Source organism: Comamonas sp. F1-6, assembly GCF_039581415.1.
In the GTDB taxonomy this organism is placed as follows: domain Bacteria; phylum Pseudomonadota; class Gammaproteobacteria; order Burkholderiales; family Burkholderiaceae_C; genus Comamonas; species Comamonas thiooxydans.
Window position 1 is genome coordinate 21,174 of record NZ_JBCPWN010000019.1, and the last position, 26,198, is coordinate 47,371.

Consider the following 26,198-nt stretch of genomic DNA (forward strand, 5'->3'; position numbering starts at 1 on the left):
GATAGTGATGTGCTGATGGCCTTTTGTTATTTGTAGAGCAGTTGCGGCAGCCACAGACCGATCTGCGGCCAGATGTAGAGCAGCACGATGGCCAGGATTTGTATGCCCATGAAGGGCATCATGCCCACGAAAATCTGGTTGAGCGTCACCGAAGGCGGTGCCACTCCCTTGAGGTAGAAGGCAGACATGGCCACGGGTGGCGAGAGGAAGGCCGTCTGCAGATTCAGCGCCACCAGCAGGCCGAAGAACAGCGGGTCAACGCCAAAGTGGTTGAGCAGGGGAATGAAGATGGGCATGAAGATGACGATGATCTCCGTCCATTCCAGCGGCCAGCCCAGCAGAAAGATCACGACCTGAGAGAGGATCATGAACTCTATCTTGCTGAGGTTCATGGACAGTACCCAGCGCTCTATGAGCTCCTGCCCGCCCAGCAATGCAAAGGCGGCGGAGAAAATGGCCGAGCCCACAAACAGCCAGCAGACCATGGCCGAGGTTTTGGCAGTCAGGTACACGGACTCCTTGACGACATCGATACTCAGGCGCTTGTAGGCAGCGGCAAGCACAAAGCCGCCCAAGGCGCCCATGGCAGCCGCTTCGGTCGGCGTGGCCAGGCCAAAGACAATGGAGCCGAGTACGGTCAGGATCAGCACCACCAGCGGAAAGAACGAGCCCAGCAGCATCTTGAAGATTTCCAGCCGCGCAAAACTCAGAAACAGATAGAACAGTGCGGTGCAGGTCCCCAGCAGTGCAAAGCCAATCCACCACCAGGTGGGGGCTGGCTGGGTTTCAGCCTGGCTGGCAGCAGGCACGCCCGGTGCGTTGCTGCCTGTTTTAGGCTCTGCCGGCGCTGTTGCTGCCACCGGGGCGGAGGACTCTGAGCCGGGCGGCTCCTGCAGCCCTCCTTCGGTGGGTGGTTCCTGCAAGCCACCTTCTATGGGCGGCTCGGCAAGGCCTGTGCCGGAGCTGGAGGAGCTGCCGCTTTCCATGCCTATGGGCTGGATCTCGAACTGTTCCTGCACCTTCGGCGTCGTCACTGCCTGCCAGCTGCTGGCAGCCAGCAGCAGGAACAGCATTCCGGGCAGAACCACCACGGCTAGCTGGCGCAGCAGGTAGCCCGTGGGAACCTGTGCATTGCGCTGGCCTTTGAGTGCGGCCAGCAGGCGCATGGGGGCGTATTGCTGAGCGGTGGCGGGCAGCTCGCGAGTCAGGGGCGGTAGAGCTACCTGGCGCTCGGCGGCTGACAGCGGTGGTGCCCAGGCCGGCTTGATCTTGGCCATGAGAATCACATAGCCCACGTACAGGCCGGCAAGCATCAGGCCAGGGAAGAAAGCGCCGGCATACAACTGGACGACGGAAACGCCTGCTGTCGCGCCATAGAGAATCAGCAGCACCGAAGGCGGTATCAAGATGCCAAGGCAGCCACCCGCCGTGATGGCCCCTGCCGCCATGGATGTGCTGTAGCCGGCACGCAGCATGGTGGGCAGTGCCAGCAGGCCCATGAGCGTGACCACGGCGCCCACAATGCCGGTGGCGGTGGCAAATACGGTGCAGGTCACCAGCGTGGCCACAGCAAGCGAGCCCGGCACGCGGGCCATGGCCAGGTGCATGCTTTTGAACAGCTTTTCGATCAGGTTGGCGCGCTCGACCAGATAGCCCATGAAGACGAAAAGGGGGATGGCGATGAGCACGTCATTGGTCATGCTCTTGTAGGCTGACTGCACCATCAAATCCAGTGTGCGTGTGGTATCTCGCTCATAGGCCAGCCAGGTGAAGATCATGCCCATGCCCATCAGCGTGAAGGCAGTGGGAAAGCCCAGCATGATGGCGACCACCACCAGCGACAGCATCAGCAGGCCCAGATGGCCGTTGGTGATGTTTTCTACGCCCAGCAGCAGCACGATGGCCGAGAGCACGACCAGGGCCATGATGGAAAAGCCGAACCAGAGTTCCTTGCGAATCTTCATGCTTTGCCCTCCTGCACCATTTCCTTGAGCTTTTCCACATCCACTTCTTCCACGTCTGCGCCGCGACGGGGCCACTGGCCGTCGCGCAGGCACAGCATGCAGCGGGCGATTTCAGCAAGACCCTGAAGCAGCAGCACGCCACCAGCCAGCGGAATCATGAATTTGAATGGATACAGCGGCAACGGATGGGCAGAGAAGGTCTGCTCGCGAATGTCCAGCGATTCGTGGGCATAGGTCCAGCCGGCCCAGGTCAGCGCCAGTACGCCAGGCAGGAAGAACAGGATGTACAGGCACAGATCCACGGCAGCCTGCGCACGCGGGCTGAAGAAGCCGTAGAGCACATCGCCGCGCACATGGCCGTTCTTGGACAGGGTGTAGGCGCCGGCCAGCATGAACATGGTGCCGTAGAGCATGATCTGTGCATCCAGCACCCAGGCGTGAGGTTTGTTCAGTGCGTAGCGGGAGAACACCTCCCAGCTGATCAGCATTGTCAACAGCACCACGGCCCAGGCCGCCACCTTGCCGATAAAGGTCGAGAACGCATCGACAGCAAGCAGAATTTTTTGCATGGCAGTCTCCGCTGCGTGATGCAGCGAGGTGCGAAGAGGATGGGATGCCCGCCTGCCGGGGCGGGGTTGCGGGAGGCAGACAGGCGCAGCCCCTTCTGGGCTGCGCTGTGTCGGCATCAACTGCGTTTTTGCGCGAAGTAGTGGTTCCAGGCCATCTTGAAGTCGAGGTCGGTATCGTTTTGCCAGCGCCCGCTGCGCTGGGCAAACGTGCGCATGGAGTCCATCACCCGCTTGAACATGGGGTTCTCGGCGGCCTTCTTGGATGTCACCTTGTCCCAGGCGGCCAGTTGGGCGCGCAGGATGGCGTCGGGTGTCTTGTAGAACTTCACGCCCTGCTTGGACTGCATCTCTGCATAGTCCTTGGCATAGCGGTCGGTGGCCTTCCAGCTCATGTCGGCGCTGGCGGCCTGGGTGGCGTACTCGATGATGGACTTGATCTCGGCCGGCAGGGCGTTGAACTTGGTCTTGTTGAACAGCACCTCGAACTGCTCGCTCGACTGGTGAAAGCTTTGCAGCATGCAGTTCTTGGTCACATCCGGAAAGCCCAGCACGCGGTCGCTGGATGCATTGTTGAACTCGGCGGCATCCAGCAGACCGCGATCCAGGGCTGGAACGATCTCACCGGCAGGCAGCGGGTTCACTGCCAGACCCATTTCCGTAAACACATCCACGGCAAGGCCGACGGTGCGGAATTTCAGTCCCTTCAGGTCCTCCACCTTGGCCACGGGTTTCTTGAACCAGCCCAGCGGCTGGGTCGGCATGGGGCCGTAGAGTTTGGAGACCACGTCCATTTTCAGGCCGCCGTAGATCTCGTCCAGCAACTCCTTGCCTCCGCCATAGTTGTGCCAGGCCAGCACCATATTGGCATCCATGCCAAAGGCCGGTCCGGACCCCCAAAGCGCTACGGCCTGGCTTTTGCCATACCAGTACGCAATCACGCCGTGTCCGCCATCCAGCGTGCCTTTGGATACGGCATCCAGCAACTGGAATGCAGGCACCACGGAGCCGGCAGGCAGCACCTCGATCTTGAGGCGGTTGCCAGTCATGTCGTTGACTTTCTTCGCGAAGTCCTGGGCAAACTCGTGAAAAATGTCCTTGGCCGGCCAGGTACTCTGAAAGCGCCAGGACGTGGTCTGGGCCGTGCTTATCATGGGCACGGACATGGCGGAAGCAGCCACCGCGGCACCTTTGAGTAGGTTGCGGCGGCCGGTTTTCTGGGTCTCCTGTGTCATCTACTTCATCTCCTCTGGGTGGTTATCCTGGCCTTCCGCCAGTGCATGCATCTTTGAAGCGAGTGACAGGCCGGCGCAGAGGGTTAACACCAGACTTGATGGGTGGATGGCGGCTTGAAGTCTTGATGTTTCTTTAGTGAAATCAATCTATTACGCCCGCAATTAAAGTGGTGTTTGCTATGGATTGGTGAGTGTTTGGCAGTGCTGGAGATCTGCCGGTTAAGGGTAATTTGGGGGGCGCTGCGTAGATGTATCGTTGCGGTAAAGCTCGCAAAGCAAGCGCCTGAATGACTTGCCGTGCACTAGCATGCAGCCAGTCTGACTTGACGCCAAAGCTCCATGCCTCATTCATCCTCCGACTCTTTCCTGCCGCTTACCCGCAGACATTGGCTGCAGCATTCCGGTGCTGTGCTGGGGGTGCTGCCCGTCATTCCCTTGCTCGGCTGCGCAGCTCCCGCTGCGGAGTCGGTGAGGAGCGTGGGAAAAGCGGCTGCTCCATGGCTCAGCGGTGGTACGGCGGCCATCACAGCCGCTGTGCGCGGCATCAACCCGTTTGCCAGTGCCGGGCTGGCGGGCAGTTGCCGCCTGACTTGCGAGGCCACCATCGGCCCCTGCCACACGCTGTCTCCCGAGCGCATGGATGTCAGCGATGGCTGGGATGGCCTGCCGCTGCATATGCAGATCCGCGTGGTCAACGAGCGCTGCGAGCCGGTGCCGGGCACGATTGTGGAGATCTGGCATACCAATCACACGGGCGGTTACTCGGGCCAGATTCACCGCATGTGCAACAACGATGCCGCCGATGTGAACAAGCAGTTCTTTCGCGGCTATCAGCGCACCGACGGCCATGGCGTGGCGCGCTTCGACAGCTGCTACCCCGGCTGGTATCGCGGCCGTGCCGTGCATGTGCACTTTCGCATTCTGCAAGGCAGCTACGACCCGGCGGACAGCGCTGCATCGTGGCTGACCAGCCAGCTGTTGTTCAGCGATGCGCTCAACAGCGAGATCTTTGCGCAGGCGCCGCTTTACAAGGACAAGGGCCAGCCCGATACCCGCCTGGATGTGGACAACGTGGTCGGGCAGGAGCCGGACAAGACGCCTTATGTCTTCGATGTGCAGAACCTGGGAGGGGTGATGCTGGCATCGAAGACCGTGGTGGTGCGCAGCGACAGTGCCGACAAGCTCTGCCAGGTCAAGGGCTCCATGCCGCCAGGCGGCCCGGGTGGGCCAGGAGGTCCGGGGCGGCCCGGCGGCATGCGGCCGCCGCGCCCGGGCATGATGCCGCCACCTCCGCCTGGCACCTGAACCAGACTTCAGATCACCAGTCTGGAGTAGCCGATTCCGGCCGCTTTTTCCACGCGGATCTGCGCCGGAATACGCTCCTTGAGGGCTTCCACATGGCTGATGACGCCAATCATCTTGCCGCTGGCGTTGAGTGCGTCTAGCGCGGCGAGGGCCATCTCCAGCGTATCGCCGTCCAGCGTGCCGAAGCCTTCGTCGAGGAACAGCGAGTCAATCGAGGTCTTGCTGCTGACCAGATCGGACAGTGCCAGTGCCAGTGCCAGGCTGACGAGAAAGGCTTCGCCGCCGGAGAGCGTGCGCGTGTCGCGCGCCACATCGCCCTGCCAGCCGTCCACGATGTCCAGCTCCAGCTCGCCAGTGGGCTTGCGCCGCAGCAGATAGCGACCGTGCAGGCGCTCCAGGTGCCGGTTGGCCAGATGCAGCAGATGGTCTAGCGTCAGCCCCTGTGCGAACTTGCGGAACTTGTCGCCCTTGGAGGAGCCTATCAGGCTGTCCAGGTGTTGCCAGAGATCGCTGTCCTGCTCCTGCTCGGCAATCCGGGCCAGCAAGGCTTGCTGGCCCGCGCGGCGGTCATCGTCATCTTTGAGGCGGGCGCGGTGGGCGCCCAGCTGCTCGGCCTGCTGGGCGCGTTCGGCTTCCAGCTGGGTAATCTGCTCGGTAATGGTTTCGGGTGCTTCATCGCTGAGCGCCTGTGTCTGCAGTGTGGTCAGGCGCCGGCTGGCGTCTGCCTGCAAGGCGGCTGCGCGTTGTGCCGCGCCCTGAAGCTGGTTGCTCAGTGCCTGCAGACCTTGCTGTTCGGCATCGGACAGCAGGGCTGCGGAGTACTGCGCCTCGTCGGAGAACGGGCTGGCCTGCAGCGCCTGCTGCCATTCGGCCTGGGCCTGCCGCGTCGATTGCTGCAGCTGCTCGAGCGTGGCTTGTGCCTGGCTTGCCTGACCTTGCAGCCTGGCCAGCTGCTGCGCAGTCTGCTCGAGCAGGGTTTTGCAGTCATGCAGCGTGGCGGCGGCTGGCGCTGTACAGGCGGTGGCGTCGGCGGGCAGATCGGGCAGGGCCTGGCTGCGTTGCAGCCAGTGCTCGGCATCCTCTGCGGCTTGTTCGACCTGGCGTTGCAGCAGGTCGATCTGCGGGGTCAGCTCTTGCATTGCCTGTTGCTGGCGCTGCCATTGCTGCCATTCCTGCTGACGCGCATCCAGCCAGTCTGCGGTGTCCGCGCTCTCGGGCAATGCGTAGCCTGCCGTCTGCAGGGCAAGCTGCAAGCGAGTTTGCAGGTCGCCGGCCTGCTGCATCAAGGCTTGCAGTGCCTGAGCGGTCTGCTCCTGCTGCGTCAGATTGTTCTGCAGAGCCTGCTGGGTGCTGGCCTGTGCATGCTCGATCTGCTGCTGGTGTTGCAGAGCCGCCTGGCAGGCGTCCTTGGACTGTTGCAGCTGGCGCTCGGCAGTTTCGGCATCGGCCAGGTTCTGCTGCAGCTGCGCAATCTGCTGCCCGGCTTCAGCGCAAGCGGTGCGCAGTGCTTCGGGTTGCTGCCATGCCGTTTCATCCAGCGGCACTGCGCTCTGTGCGCGCAAGTCAGCCCAGCGTGACAGCCATTTTTCAATCTGCTGGGCAATGGCCTGGTGCTGCTCCTGCTGCAGCTGCTGCTGACCCTGGGCAGTGGCCAGCGCGGTGTTCAGCTGCTCGCCCTGGCGCTGCAGCGACTCGAGCTCGCTCTGTGCCTGCTGCAGCGCAGCGGCTGTGGCTGATACATCCAGCGCCGCGTATTCGGTGATGGCTGGGTGATCCTGAGACCCGCACAGCGGGCAGGCTTCGCCGGGCTGCAGCGCGGCGCGGTGCTCTTGCAGGCTTTGGATGAGGCGCTCCTGGTCAAGCAGGGCTTGCTTGTCGGCCACCTTTTCCTTGAGCGCCTTGTACTGCGCACGCAAGTCATCGCGTTGCGCCAGCTGCTCTTGAATGCGGGAATCAACGGAGCTCAACGCCTGCGAATTGCGCTGCTGCTGCACGTCCAGGGGCTGGCGCAGTGCGGCATGTTCCTGCAACTGCTGCCAGTGATGCAGCTGGCGCTCTGCGTTTTGCCAGTGGCTGCGCAGCTGAGGCAGGCTGCCGTGCGTGGCCAACTGCTGCTGCAGGGCTTGCTCTGAGGCCTGCTGCTGTTTCAGCGTCTGGGAGACTTGCCGTGTCGACTGCGTGGATTGCTGCGTCTGTGCATCTGCTTGCTGCTGCAGTTGCCGGGCGAGCTTCTGCAACTGCGTCATCTGGCCTTCTGCCTGGACGGTTTGCCGTTGCAGTTGCTGGCCTTGCTGCAGCTGCTCGCGCCAGCCGCTGAGGTTTTCACCCAGCAGGGCGTGGCTGGCATGGGCTTGCTGCCATGCCGTCAAGTCGGCCTGCCGGGCCTGTGCAGACTGCAGCTGCAGCCTTGACTGCTGCAGCTGATCGCCAGCCAGTTGCCGGGCCTGTTGGTGTTGATGCCATTGCGCGCTTTGGGCTCGCAGCCGCAGGGTATGCAGTTGCTGCAATTGCGCGGCCTGTTCGCTTTGCTGGTCTTGTGCCAGCTGCCAGCGATGGTGCATGGGCTGGATTGCCTGCGCAGGTCCGTGGGCCTGCAGGCGCAGCAAATCCTGCGCGGCATCACTCAGCGCTTGCTGGGCGTTCGCTTGTGCATTGCGCGCCTGCTCCACGTCCTCCATGGCCTGCATGGTCTGTGCCTGCCAGCGTTGTACGATTTGCAGTTGCTGGTGGCGTGCCTGCAGATCCGTCAAGCCGGTCTGCAGCAGTACTGCCTGGGACTGCAGCTGCTCGCGTGTGCCTGCATCCAGCAGTTGCATGCCCTGTGCCTGGGCCTGTTGCTTTTCCAGGGCCTGGCGGGCGTCGCGCGCTCTTTCGAAAACGGACTGCGAGATGCGACCGTAGATATCGGTGCCGGTCAGCTCTTCGAGCAGCTCGGCGCGCTCATTGGCCGTGGCCTGCAAGAAGGCGGCAAAGCCTCCCTGGGCCAGCAGCATGGACTTGGTAAAGCGCGCAAAGTCCAGTCCGGTGATTTCGGCGATGCGCCGGGTTTTGTCCTTGACGTGGGTGGTGAGTATGCTGCCGTCCGCCACCAGTGCCAGCTCCACCCTGGGAGCTTGCAGGGCTGCATCCGGCTTGCCGCGCGCGCGGCGCTGGCTCCAGAAGGCGCGGTAGGCCACGCCCTTGACTTCGAACTCCACCTCGGCTTCGCACTCACCGGTGTGGCGCGTCATGATGTCGTTGCTGCCGCTGATGCTGTCGAGGCGCGGCGTCTGGTGATAGAGCGCAAGGCAGATGGCATCGAGCAGCGTGGATTTGCCAGCGCCCGTGGATCCGGTGATGGCAAACAGGCCGTTGTCGGCAAAGGGGGCAGCGGTGAAGTCGATGTTCCACTCGCCCTTGAGCGAGTTCAGGTTCTTCAGCCGCAGTTTGAGAATTCTCATGCGACAGCTCCCGGCTGGTCATGGAGACCGTGTAGCACCTGTTGATAGCGCTCGGTCAGCGCCGATTGCAGTGGCGGCTCCAGGCTCTCCTGGGCCAGTCGGCACGCAAACACATCGAGCGGGGTGAGTTCATCGAGCGACTCGCGGGCCTCGCCGGACAGCTGTGCCGCAGCCTGGCCGCGCTGTCGCTTGATGCGCAGAATCTCCACGGGCAGCGACTCGGCCATGGCCTGCACGCGCGCCGTGAGGTCGGAGAGATAGTCGTCTTCCTCTACCGTGACTTCAAGCCAGACAGGCAGATTGTTGCGGGTTTGCGCGGCGGCAGACTTCAGCAGCACGGGCATCTGCGCCAGACTGCCGGTGATGGAGGCCATGGGCTGGAACACCGGCACGGGCAGGGCGGTGACGGCCTGCAGCCCGCCGGCATTGAGCTCCACCAGCTGTACCTGCTTGGTCTGCCTGGCTTCGTCAAAGCCCAGCGCGATGGGCGAGCCACTGTAGCGGATGTGATCGAGCCCGCCGACGAGCTGCGGCTTGTGGATATGGCCAAGGGCGATATAGCAGGCTGGCGGGAAAGCATTGGTCGGAAAAGCCTCCAGTGCGCCTACATAGATTTCACGCACCGATTCATTGCTGCTGGCACCCACCGTGGTCAGATGGCCGGTGGCAATGATGGGCAGCAGTTCGCCCTGGCTGGCCTGTATCTCATTCTGAGTTTGAAGGGCTGCGGCATACACGCGCTGGTAGGTGGATGCAATCGCGGCTTGCAGTGCCTGCTGCTTGTCCTGTGCGCTTTGTCCGGCCTGGCTTTGCTGCACATCACGCGGGCGGATGAAGGGCAGTGCGCAGACGATGCAGCCAGGCTCCCGCGCTGCGCCACGTCGAGGCAGCGTGACGACATGCCGGGCCTCATCACCGGTCGAGCTGACCACCTGGGCGCCCAGGTAGGTCAGCAGCTCGCGGCTTTCATCGAGCACACTGACCGAGTCATGATTGCCCGCCAGGATCAGCAAGGCCGCGCCTGCGTCGTGCAGGCGCACGATGAGCTGGTTGTACAGCTCGCGCGCATAGCTGGGCGGGGCTCCGGTGTCGAAGATGTCGCCGGCGATCAGCACGGCATCCACGGCATGGGCCTGCACCTGAGTGAGCAACCAGTCGATCAGGGCCTGATGCTCGGCCTGACGGCTGCGGCCCATAAAGTGCTGGCCCAGATGCCAGTCGGAGGTATGGAGAAGACGCATGCGGCGATGGTATGCCAGCCGGCCCCCGTCTTACTCGCTGTCCAGCCGTTCTTGCGATAGCTCCTGCTCGAACAAGGCATGGCCTTTGGCCCAGCCGCCACCCCAGATCAGATCCATGGTCTCGGCCAGCGCCTCCAGGCGCGGTTCGTCGAGGTCCGAGCGTGCATGCTCGGCCTGGAACAGGCGGTAGAGCGCGGCCTGGCTCATGCCTTCATCCCTGAGGGCATGAGCCAGTTTCTCCAACGCCGCCGCAGTCGGTGCCGGCTGGTCTGGCCGCAAAGCTGTTTGCAGGCGTCTGGCTGGAAGCATTTCAGCGCTTGCCAGCGCGCTTGGCCGTCCAGTAGCTGAATTCTTCCTTGCCGACCTCATAGTCCAGCTCCTGCAGCCTGGCCTGCAGGTTTTCCTGCACATCGGCCACGGCACGGTTGTAGATGCTGGGGCCTATTTCCGCGAGAAAGAAATTCAGCAGGGCACCGGATTGCATATTGCCTATGGGTTCGTCCATGTTTTCGCGGAAATAGCGTTCTATGGAGGCAATGGCCTGCTGCTGCGCGTGTTTGGGGAGTTCTATGCTCATTGATCAAGCTTTCTTGTAAATTTTCTTTCGCTTCAAGCGTCTGATTTCGCTTTAGCTGACTGGCTACCTTGTCTCGCAACTGGCGGTGTGTCAGTGGCAGTCCGCTTCATGGCTTCGGCCAAGCACGGAGCGTCATAGGGTGATTGCTGCACCACATGCACTTATTATGTGCATGTGCTCATGTTGATGCACGCAAGTGGCATGAATACGATGGTTTCTTCGTTATTCACAAGGAAAAGTCATGGCCCTCGCCATTCGAATCTACAGCTCAGGTGCGCCCGAAGTGATGCAGCTCGAAGAGCTGGATCTGCCGTCACCGGGGCCGGGCGAGGTTCTGCTCGAGCAGACCGCCATCGGTGTCAATCCTCTGGATGTCAATCAGCGCAAGGGCCTGGTGCCGATTGCATTGCCTTCGGGACTGGGTCTGGAGGGCGCGGGAACAGTGGCAGCCGTGGGCTCGGGAGTGTCGGGCCTGAAGTCAGGGGACCGTGTCGGCTACGCAACCGGGCCGCTGGGCGCGTATGCCAGTGCGCGCTTGTTCCCCGCTGATCGTCTGATCAGGCTTCCGGACAGTCTCGCGGATGATGCCGCCGCGTCGGTCCTGTTCAAGGGCATCACGGCTCAGTACCTGCTCAAGACCACCGGCCAGGTGAGTCAAGACAGCCGAGTCCTGATTTATGGCGCTGCCGGGGCTCTCGGACAGCTGATGTGCGCGTGGGCCAAGCATCTGGGCGCCCAGGTTCTGGGCGTCGTCTCCAGGCCCGCCAGCGTGGAACGAGCCAAGGCGGCAGGCTGCGATCAGGTGTTTGTCTTTGATGCGCAGACACTGGCATCCCAGGTGATGCAGGCCACGCAGGGCCGAAAGGTGGACGTGGTTTACGACTCCATCGGCAAAGACACTTTCCTGGCTTCGCTGGACTGCCTGCGACCCAGAGGGCTGATGGTGTCGTTTGGTGCCACATCGGGCCTGCCGCCTGCCATTGAGGTCGGCGTGCTCAATGCCAAGGGCTCGCTGTTTCTGACCCGTCCGTCTCTGGCCGAGCATACGGCAACGATAGAGGAATATCAGAGCCGTGCGCAGGACGTGCTTGACGCCATCGCAGCCGGCATACTCACGCCTCGCATATGGAAAAGCTACGCGCTCAGGGACGTAGCCCTGGCGCACGCAGACCTGGAGCAAGGACGCTCGCAAGGCTCGATCATCCTCACCCGCTGAATCGCTACAGACACCATGGAGATATTCGACAGCCAGCACACGGATGAGCTCGCCACGCTGGTCGCACTGGCAGACCAGGGCTCGTTTGCCGCTGCGGGACGATTGCTGGCGCGTCACCCTTCGGTGCTCTCCAAGCGCATGCAGGCGCTCGAGCGAAGACTGGGCGTGCGTCTGGTGGAGCGCACCACGCGCCAGCTGCATTTCACCAGCGAGGGCTGGCGACTTGTCGAAAAGCTGCGCCAGGCTGCCCATCTGATTCGGGATGCAGAGCAGGAAGCGGCGCAGGGAGCGCAGGAAATACGGGGGCGCCTGCGCTTGTCCATGCCCGCGACGATGGGGCGGCGGTGGATCAGCCCCATGCTGGCGGATTTTTCCCTGGCCTACCCGGAGGTAGCGCTCGAAGTGGAGTACAGCGAGCGCATCGTGGACATTGTGGGAGAGCGTTTTGACGCCGCCATACGTATCGGCAATCTGGCGGACAGCCGGCTGGTTGCCACGCGGCTATGCGATCAGTACCGCCTTCTGTGTGCATCCTCCAGCTATCTTGAGCGCCATGAAGCGCCAGACAGGCCTGCGGATCTCGCTCATCACAACTGCCTGGGCTACACCGGCCTCCTGGATTTTCCGCAATGGCGACTGGTTCAGTCGGCAGGAAAGAGGGCTGCGAAGACCGTCGAATCGGTGCGCGTCAGCGGCTCCATTCTCAGCAACGACAACGAAGCTTTGCTTCATGCGGCAATCAAAGGGGTGGGCATCATTGCCGGCAGTGACTGGCACCTCATGCCCTCCATCCATGCTGGAGAGCTGGTCCGCATATTGCCGCAATGGACGTTGGGAGATACCGGGGGCATCTACCTGCTACGACCTTCGGGGCAGTACAACACGGGCGCCATGAAGGCGTTCAAGCAATGGGTGACGGAGGCTTTCGCGGCGGCTCCCTGGCGGCCCTCAGACCGCTGAGGAGCCCTGCCTGCCCTGCTGCTTCAGGGCGATGAGTACAGGTCGCTCAAGGCCTGGAACTCGGTTGCCGCGCGAGGATCAGGTGCCGCTCTTGCTTCCCAGCCAGGCAGCGCTATTGAGAAAAAAGCGTACCAGCTCGCTTTGACGGCGGGCGCCGGTCTTGGAGAAGATGGAGCGCAGGTGAGCTCTTGCGGTATTGAGGCGAATGCCCAGCGCTTTGGCAGCCTCCTCCAGCGTCAGGCCATGGGTCAGCTGTATCACCAGCGAGGTCTCTGCAGACGTGAGCTGAAACAGCTGCTGCGCCAGGTGCGCTGACGGATCGGCCTTGTCATCGGTGTTGCGCATGAACACCGCGACGCAGGGACGGCTCTTGGCCTCTGCGTTGTCACCCGAGGAAATGCTCTGGACGACAAGCCCCCAATTGAGCTGACCCGAAGGACGGGCAATCGAGATGCCTTCGGTCATGACGGACGTGGATGCCAGGGAGGACAGCAAGGCATCCTTGACCAGTCGCTGGAGCTTTCGGTTGTCGCTTGCATATTCAGCCTCCAGCATGCCTCCGGAGATTCGGATGCCATCCTGAGCATCGAGAATGCCTTTGGCTGCAGGATTGCTTTCCAGCACTTGGCCATTCTGGTCCAGGATGACGACACCCACCATCAAGCGAGCCGTGACGGTGCTGTACAGCGACATGACCTGACGATCATGGTGCAGCGCCAGATGCATGTTCAGCGCACGGCGGATGTGCGGCATGATCATGCGGCCCAGATCAAGATCCCGCTGGCTGAAGGCCGGTTCTGATTCGGGGCGCGTGATCCGCAGGCCGTAGACACTGCCATCGGTAGTCACGATATCGGCAGCCATCACATGGAAGATATTGTGCACACGGCACCAGTCCTTGTAATAGACGCTGCTGCGCCATTCGCTTTCGGACATCAGGTCGGGAATGGTCTTGAATTGCTCCTTGGGCATGCCAAGGAAAGGACTGTGCTCGCTGTAGACGTCGTGCGTAAGCAAGCCTTCGAGCCCTCCGGATGCGGTGACCACCAAACCGATATTGTCTCCCTCGGTCTGGCGGATGATCAGCACCGCAAAATTGCTGCGCATATGCGTGCGAATCACCTCCAGGCAGGGAACCCAGGCCTCCGGCAAAGAAGCAGCGTCGTAGAGGTGATTGATGAATTCGCTGAAGCGCTCCGCACCGATCAGCTCTGTTGTCTCCGGGTTCTGAACTCCGGATGTCGAGCCATCTTTGAGAGCAAAGTCATTGAGGCTTGTGCGTAATCGATGGGTTTCAGTTTGCCGTAGGTGGTGCTCATTGCGTTGACCTCTTGCTGTCTCGCATTATCAGTGCCCCTCATTGGCCTGCCTCTTTCAATGCCGTCGTATGAACGACACAAAGCCATCTGGCAGCTCTTGATCGGGCCGTTGTGCAGTACTTGCTTCAGCAAGCTGAGCATCGAATGTGCAATGAACCTGTCCAGCCAATAGTTCAACGCGCCCCTTTGTGATGCGATCCATGGCGGAGAGGCTCGCACTCTTGCAGGCTGGAACTGAAACCTATTGCTGCGTGTGGGGGGGATGCATGCAAAAGGGGAGCGATGCTCCCCTTCTGTGATCTCTGGCGCAGGCATGCGATGAGCGGCGTGCACCCTTGTGCCAGGCGCTATGGGCGATTGTGGCTTGAACTCACGACAAGACTGGCATATTGCACGGCTTCGTCCTGGTCGGCCAGGAAGCCGCCGCTCTGGTGCGCCCAGAGCTTGGCGTAGATGCCGCCACGCTGCAGCAGTTGCTGGTGCGTGCCTTCTTCCACGATATGGCCTTCGTTCATGACGATCAGGCGATCCATGGCGGCGATGGTGGACAGACGGTGGGCAATGGCGATCACGGTCTTGCCGTCCATCAGCGAATCCAGGCTTTCCTGGATGGCGGCTTCCACCTCGCTGTCCAGCGCACTGGTGGCTTCGTCGAGCAGCAAAATGGGAGCGTCCTTGAGCATCACGCGTGCAATCGCCACGCGCTGGCGCTGGCCGCCCGAGAGCTTGATGCCGCGCTCGCCCACCTGGGCGTCATAGCCGCTGCGGCCCTTGAGGTCGGTCAGCGTGGCGATGAAGTCCGAGGCCTCGGCCTTGTCGGCCGCGGCCTGCATCTCGGCTTCGCTGGCGTCGGGGCGACCATAGAGGATGTTGTCGCGCATGGAGCGGTGCAGCAGCGAGGTGTCCTGGGTCACCATGCCGATGGCACTGCGCAGGCTGTCCTGCGTCACGCTGCGAATGTCCTGGCCGTCGATGGTGATGCGCCCGCCTTGGGGCTCATGAAAGCGCAGCAGCAGATTGACCAGCGTGGACTTGCCCGCGCCCGAGCGTCCGATCAGGCCGATGCGCTCGCCGGGACGGATGTGCAGGTTCAGGTGGTCCAGCACCTTTTTGCCGCCAGCCTTGTAGCCAAAGCTCACATCCTCGAAGGCAATCGCTCCTCGCGTGACCTGCAGCGGCTTGGCGTCGGGTGCATCGACGATGGTGCGCGGCTTGGTCAGCGTGGTGATGCCGTCCTGGATGGTGCCCACGTTCTCGAACAGGCCCGTCATCTGCCACATCACCCAGTGCGAGTAACCCATCAGCCGCAGCGCCATGGCAATCACGGCAGCCACCACGCCCGCAGATGCCTGAGCCTGCGTCCACAGATAGAGCGCCGTGCCGCCGCTGGCCAGCAGCAGCAGGGCAATCATCAGGTGGTTGGTGATCTCGAACAGACTGACCAGACGCATCTGCGCATAGCCCGTGGCCTTGAAGGCTTCCATGGCATTGCGCGCATATTCGGCTTCGCGGCGCGTGTGGGCGAACAGCTTGACGGTCGCGATATTGGTATAGGCATCGGTGACGCGGCCCGTCATCATGGAGCGCGCATCGGCCTGCTCCTTGCCGATCTGGCCCAGGCGCGGCACAAAGTAGAAGCAGGCGGCGGCATAGGCGATGAACCACAGCGCAAACGGAATCATCAGCCGCCACTCGAAGCTGGCGGCCAGAATCAGAATGCCGATCATGTAGACGCCCACGCCCACAAACACATCCACCACCATGAACACCACTTCTCGCACCGACAGCGCGGTCTGCATGATCTTGGTGGTGATGCGGCCGGCAAATTCGTCCGCATAGAAGGACATGCTCTGGCCCAGCATCAGCTTGTGGAACACCCAGCGCAGCCGCATGGGGAAGTTGATGGCCAGCACCTGGTGCATGACGGTGGTGTGCAGGGCCAGCAGCGCCACGCTGCCCAGCAGGATGGCGGCGATGCCCAGCACCGTGGCCTGTTGTTCGGCCCAGAAGTTGGCGGGCGAGACCGTGCCCAGCCAATCCACCACGCGGCCCATGATGGCGAACAGCACTGCTTCGTAGGCGGCCAGCAGTGCCGAGGTGAGGGTCATCAGACCAATCCAGCCGCGCATGCCCTGGGTACAGGCCCAGACAAAGGCAAAAAAACCTTTGGGCGGGACCTTGGGCTCCTGTGCTGGATAAGGTGGAACCTGTTTTTCAAAAAATCGGAACAAGATGGAAATTCTCCCGGTTCATGCTTGTGGCATATCTTGTCCCCATGGTAGGGGAGTGCCCTGGATTGGTGTCAAGCGTACGGGATGACCGCTTGTCCCATGGGCCATTGGTGCGGGCCTGATGAACGCATGGCGCGCTCGGGCTATAGCGAGTTGTAGCGGGCTGTCGCGGGTTATGGCGAGCCATATAGCGTGCTGTTGCGGAGGCCTGCGCGGAAAAAAAACGCCGCATCTTGTGCGGCGTGGCAGGAAAGCGCGCGGCGCGATCAGGCGTTGGGCAGGAAGCCTTCCACCGACAGGTAGCGCTCACCCGTGTCGTAGGCAAAGCCCAGCACCCTGGCGCTGGGTGGCAGCTCGGGCAGCTTCTGGGCAATGGCGGCCAGCGTGGCGCCAGAGGAGATGCCGACCAGCAGGCCTTCCTCGCGAGCGGCGCGGCGCGCGTATTCGCGTGCGGGCTCGGCTTCCACCTGAATCACGCCGTCGAGCAGGCTGACGTCAAGATTCTTGGGCACAAAGCCGGCGCCGATACCCTGGATGGGGTGGGGCGCGGGCTGACCGCCGGAGATCACGGGCGATGCGGCCGGCTCGACCGCATAGACCTTGAGATTGGGGAACTTGGCCTTGAGCACCTTGGCCACGCCGGAGAGGTGACCGCCCGTGCCCACGCCGGTGATGAAGGCGTCGATGCCGTCGGGGAAGTCGCGCAGGATTTCCTGGGCCGTGGTGGCCTCATGCACGGCCACGTTGGCGGGGTTCTCGAACTGCTGGGGAATCCAGGCACCGGGCGTCTGTGCGGCCAGTTCCTGGGCGCGGGCGATGGCGCCCTTCATGCCTTTTTCCTTGGGCGTCAGATCGAACGATGCGCCATAGGCCAGCATCAGGCGGCGGCGCTCGATGCTCATGCTCTCGGGCATGACCAGGATCAGCTTGTAGCCCTTGACGGCCGCGACCAGGGCCAGGCCCACGCCGGTGTTGCCGCTGGTGGGCTCGATGATGACGCCACCGGGCTTGAGCGCGCCGGATTTCTCGGCGTCTTCCACCATGGACAGGGCAATACGATCCTTGATGGAGCCGCCCGGGTTGCTGCGCTCGGACTTGATCCAGACGTTGGTATTGCTGCCGAACAGACGGTTGATGTGAATGACGGGCGTGTCGCCAATCGTTTGCAGAATGTTGTCAGCTCTCATCGGACCTCCGCGAATAAGGGATGGTGGGACAGTGGATCGCAGCGCAGGCTGTCTGCGCAGACACAGAGCATTGTGCACGCAAGCGTTGTGCGAATGGGCTATATCGATATGACCCGAAAAGTGGGCAAGGCCGCGGGCGATGATTAACATCGGCCCATGAATCTACGGTTTCTGGAAACCTTTGTGCTGCTGGCCGAGCTGCGCAACTTCCGCATGACGGCCGAGCGGCTGTTCACCACACAGGCAGCCGTCTCCAGCCGCATCGCCACGCTGGAGCAGGAGTTCGGCGTGCGCCTGTTCGACCGCGGCGTGCGCGAGGTCACGCTCACGGCCGACGGCGCCAAGGCCCTGGTGCATGCCGAGCGCATGCTCCGGCTGATGCGCGAGATGCGCGAGGACATGCTGGACAAGCAGGCCTATGCGGGCGTGATCCGCATCGGCGCCATCGAGTCCATCGTGCACAGCTGGTTCCCCGACTTTCTCGCGCTGCTGCAGCAGCGCTATCCGCGCCTGCAGGTGGAGATCGCCTGCGACACCACCATCCATATGTCGGAGCAGTTGCTCAAGGGCCAGCTCGATGTCTCGCTGCAGGCCAAACCAGTGTCCAGCGGTGCCATCGCGAATCTGTCGCTGGGCGAGTTCGCCATGGCCTGGGTGGGCAGCCCCAAGCTGGGCATAGGCGACGAGACCCTGAGCCTGGCCGAGCTGGCGGCTTTTCCCATCATGAGCTTTGCGCGCGGCTCCGAGCCGTATGCGGTGATCGAGCAACTGTTCAGCGCCGAAGGCAGCGCCTCGCCGCACATGAACTGCATTGCCTCGGTGGCGACCATGATCCGCGTGGTCTGCGACGGCCTGGGCGTGGCGGCCGTGCCGCCGGCCATCATCCAGCGCGAGCTGGCCGAGCAGCGCCTGCGCCTGCTGCGCGTGGATCGCGAGTTCCCCTCGCTGCCGCTGGTGGCCTGCTGGCGCAACGATCACCAGAACCCGCTGGCCGAAACCGTGGTGCGCGCCGCCGAAGAGGTGGCAACGGCCTTTGCGCTGAACCATGGCCAGGCCGTGGCGCGGCTGCCCGGCACCCGTCTGGCAGGGGACGCATAAAGCGCAGGAGCAGGCACCAATAGTGCGGGCGCCAATGCCTGCCGTGCATTGGGGTGTGCCTCAGTACTGAATAAAAAAGGAGCTGCTAGCGCCTGATGAATATCGATTTCAGAGTGTTTCCTATCTGAAATCAATTGCAGTCAAGCGCTAGCAGCTCCTGTTTTTTCTATGCAATCAGGCCTGGGCCAGCAAAGCCTCCACGGCCAGCGCCACCGACAGCAGGCGCTGGTCCTGACCGGCCGTGCCGGCCAGGCTCAGGCCCACGGGCGCTTCGCCCGCGCGGTGGCAGGGCAGGGACACCGCACAGCCGTCGAGGAAGTTGATCAGCGTGGGATTGCGCAGCATCAGCCCGTTGGCCGCGAAATAGGCTTCGTCGCTGGCCTCGAGCTCGGCAATCTTGGGCGCGATCACGGGCACCGTGGGCATGAGCATCAGGTCGTGGTCGGCCATCTGCGCCTGGACGCGGGCAATCCACTGCTGGCGGCGCGCCAGCAGCTCGATGTAGTCGGCCGCGCTGATGTCCTTGCCGCGCAGAATGCGCGTGCCCACGCGCGGATCGTATTCGGCCAGGCGGCCGGCGCCGTCGATATGGCTGCGGTGCCAGGCCCAGGCCTCGGCGGCGGTGAAGCCGCCCTTGGCATTGATCTGCGCAAGCTCGGCAAAGGGCGGCACCACGGCCTCGGTGATCTGCACGCCGGCCGCGTACAGCAGCGACAGCGCACGCTGCCAGGCTGCGGCCACGGTGCTGTCCATGCCGTCCATCACCACATTCGTGGGCGCCAGCAGGCGCAGGCCCTGCAGCGAGGCCGCGCGCAGCTCGCCATGCGACTGGCCCGACAGCACTGCGTCCAGCGCGGCGCAGCAGCGCACGCTGGGCGCCAGCGGTCCGATGGAGTCGAGGTTGGCTGACAGCGGCAGCACGCCCTGCATGGAAACGCGCCGCGCCGTGGGCTTGAAGCCGGTCAGGCCGCACAGCGCCGAGGGAATGCGCACCGAGCCGCCGGTGTCCGAGCCGATGGCGGCCAGCGCCATGCCGTCGGTCACCGAGATGGCCGCGCCCGAGGACGAGCCGCCGGGAATGCGGCCGCCGTCGTTTTCACGCTGCCAGGGATTGCGCGGCGTGCCGTAGTGCGGATTCAGCCCCAGGCCCGAGTAGGCGAACTCGGTCATATTGGTCGTGCCCACGATGACCGCGCCTGCGCGGCGCAGACGCTGCACGACTTCGGCCGTCTGCGTGGCGGGTGCGGCATCGGCCAGCAGTCTGGAGCCGCCCAGCGTGGGGTGGCCCGCGATATCGAACAGATCCTTGACCGAGATGGGCAGGCCTTCGAGGGGCGAGCGTGCCAGGCCGGCCGCGCGCAGCGCATCGCTGGCGCGGGCTTCGGCCAGGGCCTGCTCGCGCAGCACGCGCGTGAAAACGCGCGGGCCTTCGCCTTGCGCGGCGCGCTCCAGTGCCTGCTCGGCCAGTTGCACGGCGCTGGTCTGGCCTTGGGCCAGGCGGTGGGAGACCTGGTCCAGGCGGGGAGAGACTGAAGTCATGGGCAGCTCCGGTGTTCAGGCGACGATATCCAGCAGTTCGCTGCGGTAGCGGTGGCGGATGCTGCGCTGGCTGCGCGGGTCGTACAGCTCCATGGCGAACTGCGTGGCAGGGCGTATGCCGCCGATGGCGGCCATGGTGCCGCAGGTCATGCCGCTGCCTTCGGGCAGCTGGCTCTGGCCGCCGGTGTAGCCTGCGATCAGGTCCTGGGGCGTGCGCAGGCTGGCCAGCGTGCCTTCCTGGTACAGCACTTCGCGGCCGTCCTCCACGATCCAGGAGCGCAGGATCAGCTCGTCCCAGTGGCCGGCCACATCGGCAAAGCGCCAGGCCTGGGTGGCCACGGGCTTGATGCAGGCCTGCTTGGAGAAGGCAACGCTATAGGCTTCGAGCTTGCGATCGGTGTGGTCCGAGGCCAGGCTCACGAACATCTCGCCGTCATGGCTGAAGACGAAGACCTCGGCCTCGCCCGAGGAGTCCGGGCCCAGCACCTGCAGCGTGCTGCTCTGGCTCAGCTGGTTGCTGGCGATGCGGTAGTACAGCGGAACGGCGCTGGGGCGCGGAATGCCGAGCGCGGCCAGCTCCTCGATGTGGTGCTCGATGGCCGCATGGTCGCGTCCGGCCCAGCCGGCGACGATCAGGGTGTCGAAGATGGGGGCCAGGGTCTGGCCTTCGGGGGTGGTGAATTGCAGTTGCATGGCGGAAAGCTCAAAAAGGGGAAGGCGGGGCCGTGGGCCCCGCATGGCGGCGCTGCGCAGGCAGCGTCAGGAGGTCACTGCTTCTTGACGAAGAGCGCGACCAGGAAGGCGGCGAGGAACTCCAGCGCGGCCACGAAGTACAGCCCCGAGGACAGCGAGCCGGTGCTGGTCTTGAGCGCGCCGATCATGTAGGGCGCCACAAAGCCGGCCAGGTTGCCAACGGAGTTGATGAGGGCGATGCCGCCGGCGGCCGCCGTGCCGGCCAGAAAGGCCGAGGGAATGGACCAGAACACGGGGAAGGCGGCGAGGATGCCGACGGAAGCCAGCGTCAGCGCGCACAGGGCCAGCACGGCGTTGTGCAGGAACATGCCGGTCAGGATCAGGCCTGCTGCGGCGATCAAGGCGGCGATGGCGCTATGCATGCGGCGCTCGCCGGTCTTGTCCGAATGCATGCCGTTCCAGACCATGGCCAGCGTGCCGGCGAGAAAGGGAATGGCCGAGATCAGGCCGATCTGCAGATTGTTCTGGATGCCGATCTCCTTGATGATGGACGGCGACCAGAAGGCGATCGTGGCGTTGCCGCTGACGATGCAGAAGTACACGGCAGCGCACAGCCAGACGCGGTAGTTGCGGCAGGCGTCGGCGAAGGAATGCTGCTTGTGGCCCTGCTGGCTTTCCTCGGCCACGGCGGCGCTGACGGCGCGCTGCTCGGCGACGCTCAGCCACTTGGCGTTCTCGGGTTTCTCGGGCAGCCAGGCCAGCACGAAGAAGCCGGCGATCACCGAGGGAATGCCTTCAAGGATGAAAAGCCATTGCCAGTTGGCCAGATGGCCCACGTCCTGCATGCCGTTCATGATGGCGCCCGCGATCGGGCCGCCCACGGCGCCGGCGATGGCGAACGAGGTCATGAACAAGCCGTTGATGCGCGCGCGGTGGCGGGCCGGGAACCAGTAGGTCAGATACAGCACCACGCCGGGAAAGAAGCCCGCCTCGACCACGCCCAGGATAAAGCGCAGCACATAGAACATGGTGGGCGTGGTCACATAGGCCATGGCCATGGAGGCAGCACCCCAGAGGATGGTGATGCGCGCCAGCGTCTTGCGTGCGCCGATCTTCTCCAGCAGCAGGTTGCTGGGCACTTCGAACAGGAAGTAGCCGATGAAGAAGATGCCGGCGCCCAGGCCGTAGACGGCCTCGCTGAACTGCAGGTCCTGCAGCATCTGCAGCTTGGCGAAGCCGACGTTGACGCGGTCTATCCAGGCCAGGACAAAGAGAAAGACCAGAAAGGGGATCAGGCGCCAGGTGATCTTGCGGTAGGTGGCGTCCATGTCGGGGTGCGCGTGCGCACCGGCATGGCCGGCAAGAGGGTGGGTGGCGGAAGCCGGGCTGCTCATGGGGAGTCTCCTGTATGCGAAAGTGCAGCGGGCACATGGGGCGCTTTTGCCGGCGCTCCTGTGTGTCTTGGAACATGGGGGTGCGGCGCGGGCCGGTGTTCCTGTGGCGGCAGTATCGAAAGGCAGCGAGGGGCTGTCCAACAAGAAATTCTGAGCGGCCCTGAATGCAAATTCTTATGAGCAGAGATGGTGCGGGCTGTGCACCGGCATGAGGCAGGCGCGCATCGATAAAACGCGGGAAAACCCTAGGTGATGCGCGCGGCCGATGGCAGCGCCGGGCAGGCCGATGGCCCGGCGCTGCAGGGCTTGTGCTTGATTCAGGTCAAGCCCAGGGGAGATGGTGTTTCCCCTTGGGCCTGCAATCGGGAACAATGGGGCAAAGTCTGTTTGAGGGAGGACTGCACTTGCTCACGTTCAACACAATTCTGGTGCTGCTGGGGGTCTGTTGCGTAGGCCTGCTGGTCGGTTTTTCCTGGCGCGAGCAGCGCTGGGGCCCCTGGGTCATGCTGGTGTTCGTGGTCAGCCTGCTGTCGCTGATGAGCTACGCGATTCTCAATCTGCTGCTTTAGCACCGCAGGCGAGGGCCGGGCGGGTACGCAGCGGGGCCTTCCACAGCTCGGCCAGCAGCAGACCGGCAATCGTCATGATGCCGCCCACGGCGTGGTAGGCCGCCAGAGGCTCGTTCAGGGCGAAAGCCGCGATCAGGGCGGTGAAGACCGGGATCAGATTGAAGAACATGCTCGATCGCCCGGGCCCCAGCGTCTGCACCGCCTTCATCCACAGCAGCGGCGCGGCGATGGACGCCATGATGCCGGCGTAGCCCACCAGCGGCAGGTTGCTGGCGTCAAGCCCGGTCTTGGGCGAGAAGAGATAGAGCGGGAACTGCACGACCACGGCAACCAGCACCTGCAGATACAGCAGTTGCACCGTGGCCAGGCGCGGCATTGGCCAGCGCTTGAGCAGGATGTTGTAGACCGCGTAGGCCAGCATGGCCAGGAACATCATGGCATCGCCCAGATTCAGTCCCTCGGACGCCAGATGGCTGAGCCGGCCCGATGAAACCACCAGCGCGACCCCCGCAATTGCCAGCAGCGAGCCCCAGATGCCGCCATGCGTGAGTGGCTGGCCCAGCATGAACACGGCCAGGGCCAGCACCAGCATGGGCGTGAGCGAGCCGATGATGCCCATATGCGTGGCCGTGGTGAAGTGGGCGGCGTAATAGGCCAGGCTTTGGTAGATGACCATGCCCAGCACGCCCAGCACGAAGATCCGTGGCAGCAGGGGCTTGATGTCGGCGCGCTGGCGCCAGATCGAGGGCAGGACGAAGGGCGTGAACAGTACGGCGGCCACCAGCCAGCGAAAGAACCCGATCTCTGCCGCGCTGATGCTGTCTGCGGCCAACTTGCTGACCACGGTGTTGACCGACCAGATCAGCACCGCGCCCAGTGGTAATAGGTATGCACCCATATGAAACTCCTTGAGGTGCTTATGATGCGCTTGACGTATTTGAAGCGCATTGCTGATTTCAGACATTTCATAACTCAAGCCGGACGAACCCATGCCTGCCTCAGCCCCGACTCCCGGCCCGGTCGCCAAGCGCCATGCCGTACAGATACTGGACACCGACAAAGTGCCTGGCAGCTATTACTTCCGCTATGACGAGTTCGGCGAACACAGCGAGGCTCCGCCGCACAGCCACCGCTGGGGGCATCTGAACTATGCGGCCCACGGCAGTCTGAGCATGGACGTGCCCACGGGTCATATCCTGTGCCCGCCGCAGCACGGGGTGTGGATTCCGCCGGGCGTGGTGCACAGCTGCTATCTGCAGCATGCGGTGCAGTACCGCTCCGTCTATCTGGCCCCTGATCTGTGTGCGGATCTGCCGCAGACGGCGGGCTGCATGCGCCTGGGGCCGATTGTCAAAGCCGTGCTGGCGGACTTCGGCGCCAGGGGCGTGCAGATCCCGGTGACTGACGCAGACCTGCGTCTGGCACGGGTGGTGCATGACCAGCTGCGAGCCACGCCGTTGGAGTTGAGCTTTCTGCCCGTGGCCCGGCATCCGGCGCTGGTGCAGGTGCTGGATGCCATGCAGTCGCGCCCCGACGACCACCGCAGCCTGGCCGAATGGGCCGAGACCGTGCACATGACGGAGCGCACGCTGGCCCGCCGCTGCCAGCGCGAGCTGGGCATGAGTCTGGGCGAATGGCGCCAGCGCATGCGTTATCTGCAGGCCATCGACGCGCTGGAGGCCGGCCACACCGTGCAGCGCATTGCCTACGACCTGGGTTACAGCACGCCCTCGGCCTTTATTGCCATGTTTCAGCGCGAGTCCGGCCTGCCGCCCGAGCAGTTCAGGCGCGAGTTCTGTGCAAGTTCTTTCTGAACGCGGGATAATGCGCGCCGTGAAGTGCGCCAGACCGCCGCTGGTACTAGCCGAAAGGCCAACGCTTGCGTTGGGTCGAAAGACCGTACTGGAGGAACGTCCGGACTGCATAGGGCGGCGTAGCAGCTAACAGCTGTCCACCGTGAGGTGAGGATCAGAGCAACAGAGACGAGTCTGGCAGGAGTGCCGCAAGGCAGACCAACCAGGGTGAAACGGGCAATCTCTACGCGCAGCAATACCAAGTAGGCACACGTTGACGGGGCCCCCGGAGTGTGCGGGTAGGTAGCACCGAGCCATCAGGCGACTGATGGCCAAGATTAATGGCGGTCACATGGCGGGCAACCGTTGTGCACAGAATCCGGCTTATCGGCGCACTTCACACTTTCTTCCTCGGCCGGACACAGCCCAGCGAATCCACTGCATTCACTCCACCATCAGCGCGAACAGCTGATGGCGATGGTGAATATCAAGCCGCGCAAACGCGCGGTTGCGATAGGTCTTCACGGTGGCTGCGCTCAGCCCGAGATCGGCCGCAATGCCGTCCTGGGTCATGCCGCGCAGCAGGCGCAGGCAGACCTCGAGTTCGCGTGCCGTCAGACCCGGTGCCAGCTCCCGCAGGCGAGCCGGCCACCTCTCATCGCCGCCAGCTATGTCCGCAGTCAGCGCCAGGTGCTTGTGCGTCAGAGCCATCAGGGCGCTGGACAGGTCCGCGAAGTCGCTCAGATGCCGGTCGGCAAAGGGTTTCTGGTGCGCATGGCGATAGAGGTTGACGGCAAACACCGAGCCGTCGGCACCGGGCTCGGCAATCGAGATGCGCTCAGCCACGCCATGTGCGTCATACACGCACAGGCGATGCAAGGGCGTGACCTCGTTGGCCTGCACATGGACCAGATTGCGCGCGCCTGGCATGCGCATATGTCCGGGCCATTCCTGGCCCCAGCTTCTGTCCTCGTGCTGAGGCCCCGAGAGATAGGCGCTCCAGCACTGGCGCGTGGTGTCCAGGACGCCCTGGGAGGCCGATAGAAACAGCCGCGGCCGGCAGTTGCCGATGCGATACACCGACAGCGAGGCAGTGGGCGCGATGGCGCTCAGCTGCTCCAGTGCGGCCCGGGCAAAACAGCTCTGTCCCAGATGCTCCACCAGACCGGCCAGCAAGGTGCTGGCCTGGGCCATGCCGCTGGCTTGGGCCATATCACCGGCCGGCATGGTGTCAGTCGTCGAAGGTAGCTTCCAGGTTCTCATCGGTGTGTCTTGGCGTGGGCTGTCATCTTCTTGGGGGACAGCGATTTCTTCAACAGTGCTTACGCTCATGTCCCTGTGCATAGACATCGCAAGGAGAGCAATGCTGTCGCCAAACCATGATTTCCAGATTGCCGCTCCAAGGCTGCGCCACTTTGCCGAATTTCGCGTGCAGGTGGGGCCGGCGCAGGAGGTGGGCGAAACGACACGCGGCTTGCGGCGCGTGATTCCCATCGTTGGCGGCCAGGTGCAGGCAGAGGACTGGTCGGCGCGTGTGCTTCCGGGCGGGGCCGACTTTCAGCTGCTGGTCAGCGAGGAAGTGGCCGAGCTGGACGCGCGCTATGTCATCGAAACCGACGGCGGCGACCTGATCTATGTGAGCAACCAGGCCTTGCGCACCGGGCCGGCCGAGCTGATGCAGCGCCTGCGCCGCGGCGAGACGGTCGATCCCTCGGCGATCTACTTTCGCTGTGCACCCCGCTTTGAAACGGCCTCCAAGCGTTTTGCCTGGCTGGGGCAGCGCCTGTTCGTGGGCGCGGGAGCGCGCTTTCCGGAGCAGGTCGTCATGCGGTTTTTCGAAGTGCTGTGAAACAGCATCGCAACAAGGAGAC

General features: G+C 63.5%; 21 protein-coding genes, 1 other RNA gene and 1 pseudogene. 8 read left to right on the forward strand and 15 right to left on the reverse strand.

Annotation, left to right across the window (positions count from 1 at the left end; all coding sequences use genetic code 11):
- Positions 1–26: 26 nt before the first annotated feature.
- From AAIL66_RS17920 to AAIL66_RS17930, 3 genes are all read right to left on the reverse strand, one after another.
- Complete coding sequence (locus tag AAIL66_RS17920; protein WP_343497354.1) at positions 27–1,964, reverse strand: TRAP transporter large permease subunit; 1,938 nt, start codon at positions 1,962–1,964, stop codon at positions 27–29.
- The gene (locus AAIL66_RS17925; protein ID WP_003068125.1) at positions 1,961–2,533 is read right to left on the reverse strand and encodes a TRAP transporter small permease subunit; all 573 of its coding nucleotides are present in this window, start codon (positions 2,531–2,533) and stop codon (positions 1,961–1,963) included. The genes AAIL66_RS17920 and AAIL66_RS17925 overlap by 4 nt, the downstream gene beginning before the upstream one ends.
- A 116-nt stretch (positions 2,534–2,649) precedes the next feature.
- Positions 2,650–3,765, reverse strand: a complete 1,116-nt coding sequence (locus AAIL66_RS17930; protein ID WP_003068127.1) for a TRAP transporter substrate-binding protein — start codon at positions 3,763–3,765, stop codon at positions 2,650–2,652.
- A 339-nt stretch (positions 3,766–4,104) separates the two neighbouring features.
- Between AAIL66_RS17930 and AAIL66_RS17935 the strand changes: the two genes are divergently transcribed.
- Positions 4,105–5,070, forward strand: a complete 966-nt coding sequence (locus tag AAIL66_RS17935) for an intradiol ring-cleavage dioxygenase (RefSeq protein WP_343497355.1) — start codon at positions 4,105–4,107, stop codon at positions 5,068–5,070.
- Positions 5,071–5,078: 8 nt separating this feature from the next.
- Here AAIL66_RS17935 and AAIL66_RS17940 read toward each other — a convergent pair whose 3' ends face one another.
- The 4 genes from AAIL66_RS17940 to AAIL66_RS17955 all read right to left on the reverse strand — a co-directional run bounded on the left by AAIL66_RS17940 (position 5,079) and on the right by AAIL66_RS17955 (position 10,328).
- Positions 5,079–8,510 (reverse strand): SbcC/MukB-like Walker B domain-containing protein, encoded by a 3,432-nt coding sequence (locus AAIL66_RS17940; protein ID WP_343497356.1) that lies wholly within the window; start codon positions 8,508–8,510, stop codon positions 5,079–5,081.
- The gene (sbcD, locus tag AAIL66_RS17945) at positions 8,507–9,751 is read right to left on the reverse strand and encodes an exonuclease subunit SbcD (protein ID WP_343497357.1); all 1,245 of its coding nucleotides are present in this window, start codon (positions 9,749–9,751) and stop codon (positions 8,507–8,509) included. The genes AAIL66_RS17940 and sbcD overlap by 4 nt, the downstream gene beginning before the upstream one ends.
- Before the next feature lie 30 nt (positions 9,752–9,781).
- Positions 9,782–9,958, reverse strand: coding sequence for a hypothetical protein (locus AAIL66_RS17950; protein ID WP_343497358.1), 177 nt, complete (start codon positions 9,956–9,958; stop codon positions 9,782–9,784).
- Between the two features lie 103 nt (positions 9,959–10,061).
- Positions 10,062–10,328: a DUF2164 domain-containing protein gene (locus AAIL66_RS17955; protein ID WP_012839864.1), complete on the reverse strand. Its 267-nt coding sequence runs from the start codon at positions 10,326–10,328 to the stop codon at positions 10,062–10,064.
- Between the two features lie 241 nt (positions 10,329–10,569).
- On the opposite strand from AAIL66_RS17955, the gene AAIL66_RS17960 reads away from it, so the two are divergent.
- Both AAIL66_RS17960 and AAIL66_RS17965 read left to right on the forward strand, forming a co-directional pair.
- Positions 10,570–11,544, forward strand: coding sequence for a quinone oxidoreductase (locus AAIL66_RS17960; RefSeq protein ID WP_343497359.1), 975 nt, complete (start codon positions 10,570–10,572; stop codon positions 11,542–11,544).
- A gap of 15 nt (positions 11,545–11,559) precedes the next feature.
- Positions 11,560–12,504, forward strand: a complete 945-nt coding sequence (locus tag AAIL66_RS17965) for a LysR family transcriptional regulator (protein WP_034354401.1) — start codon at positions 11,560–11,562, stop codon at positions 12,502–12,504.
- A gap of 78 nt (positions 12,505–12,582) precedes the next feature.
- Here AAIL66_RS17965 and AAIL66_RS17970 read toward each other — a convergent pair.
- The 3 genes and pseudogenes from AAIL66_RS17970 to cysK form a co-directional block, all read right to left on the reverse strand.
- Positions 12,583–13,823: pseudogene (locus AAIL66_RS17970) on the reverse strand (LuxR family transcriptional regulator).
- A 347-nt stretch (positions 13,824–14,170) separates the two neighbouring features.
- Positions 14,171–16,054, reverse strand: a complete 1,884-nt coding sequence (locus AAIL66_RS17975; protein WP_343497360.1) for an ABC transporter ATP-binding protein — start codon at positions 16,052–16,054, stop codon at positions 14,171–14,173.
- 266 nt (positions 16,055–16,320) lie between these two features.
- Positions 16,321–17,241 (reverse strand): cysteine synthase A, encoded by a 921-nt coding sequence (gene cysK, locus AAIL66_RS17980; RefSeq protein WP_012839856.1) that lies wholly within the window; start codon positions 17,239–17,241, stop codon positions 16,321–16,323.
- A gap of 156 nt (positions 17,242–17,397) precedes the next feature.
- Between cysK and AAIL66_RS17985 the strand changes: the two genes are divergently transcribed.
- The gene (locus tag AAIL66_RS17985) at positions 17,398–18,339 is read left to right on the forward strand and encodes a LysR family transcriptional regulator (protein WP_034354390.1); all 942 of its coding nucleotides are present in this window, start codon (positions 17,398–17,400) and stop codon (positions 18,337–18,339) included.
- Between the two features lie 174 nt (positions 18,340–18,513).
- On the opposite strand, the gene AAIL66_RS17990 is transcribed toward AAIL66_RS17985, so the two are convergent.
- The 3 genes from AAIL66_RS17990 to AAIL66_RS18000 all read right to left on the reverse strand — a co-directional run bounded on the left by AAIL66_RS17990 (position 18,514) and on the right by AAIL66_RS18000 (position 21,965).
- The gene (locus AAIL66_RS17990; RefSeq protein WP_034354389.1) at positions 18,514–19,878 is read right to left on the reverse strand and encodes an amidase; all 1,365 of its coding nucleotides are present in this window, start codon (positions 19,876–19,878) and stop codon (positions 18,514–18,516) included.
- 15 nt (positions 19,879–19,893) lie between these two features.
- Positions 19,894–20,571, reverse strand: a complete 678-nt coding sequence (locus AAIL66_RS17995; protein ID WP_034377128.1) for a DUF2848 domain-containing protein — start codon at positions 20,569–20,571, stop codon at positions 19,894–19,896.
- Between the two features lie 74 nt (positions 20,572–20,645).
- A complete protein-coding gene (locus tag AAIL66_RS18000) occupies positions 20,646–21,965 on the reverse strand; it encodes an MFS transporter (protein WP_059441287.1) in 1,320 nt (439 codons plus the stop codon).
- A gap of 404 nt (positions 21,966–22,369) precedes the next feature.
- Between AAIL66_RS18000 and AAIL66_RS18005 the strand changes: the two genes are divergently transcribed.
- Entirely contained in the window at positions 22,370–22,534 is a 165-nt protein-coding gene (locus tag AAIL66_RS18005) for a hypothetical protein (protein ID WP_223305621.1), read from the forward strand.
- Here the strand turns inward: AAIL66_RS18005 and AAIL66_RS18010 are convergent.
- Positions 22,518–23,432, reverse strand: a complete 915-nt coding sequence (locus AAIL66_RS18010) for a DMT family transporter (RefSeq protein ID WP_034391330.1) — start codon at positions 23,430–23,432, stop codon at positions 22,518–22,520. The genes AAIL66_RS18005 and AAIL66_RS18010 overlap by 17 nt on opposite strands.
- Before the next feature lie 91 nt (positions 23,433–23,523).
- On the opposite strand from AAIL66_RS18010, the gene AAIL66_RS18015 reads away from it, so the two are divergent.
- Together AAIL66_RS18015 and rnpB are read left to right on the forward strand one after the other, a co-directional pair.
- Positions 23,524–24,348 (forward strand): helix-turn-helix transcriptional regulator, encoded by an 825-nt coding sequence (locus AAIL66_RS18015; protein ID WP_343497361.1) that lies wholly within the window; start codon positions 23,524–23,526, stop codon positions 24,346–24,348.
- A gap of 21 nt (positions 24,349–24,369) precedes the next feature.
- An RNA gene (gene rnpB / locus AAIL66_RS18020) (RNase P RNA component class A) lies at positions 24,370–24,730 on the forward strand.
- Between the two features lie 41 nt (positions 24,731–24,771).
- Here rnpB and AAIL66_RS18025 read toward each other — a convergent pair.
- Positions 24,772–25,554, reverse strand: coding sequence for a LuxR C-terminal-related transcriptional regulator (locus AAIL66_RS18025; protein ID WP_343497382.1), 783 nt, complete (start codon positions 25,552–25,554; stop codon positions 24,772–24,774).
- Between the two features lie 136 nt (positions 25,555–25,690).
- Between AAIL66_RS18025 and AAIL66_RS18030 the strand changes: the two genes are divergently transcribed.
- The gene (locus AAIL66_RS18030) at positions 25,691–26,176 is read left to right on the forward strand and encodes a DUF3237 domain-containing protein (RefSeq protein WP_034354376.1); all 486 of its coding nucleotides are present in this window, start codon (positions 25,691–25,693) and stop codon (positions 26,174–26,176) included.
- The last annotated feature ends 22 nt before the right edge of the window (positions 26,177–26,198 follow it).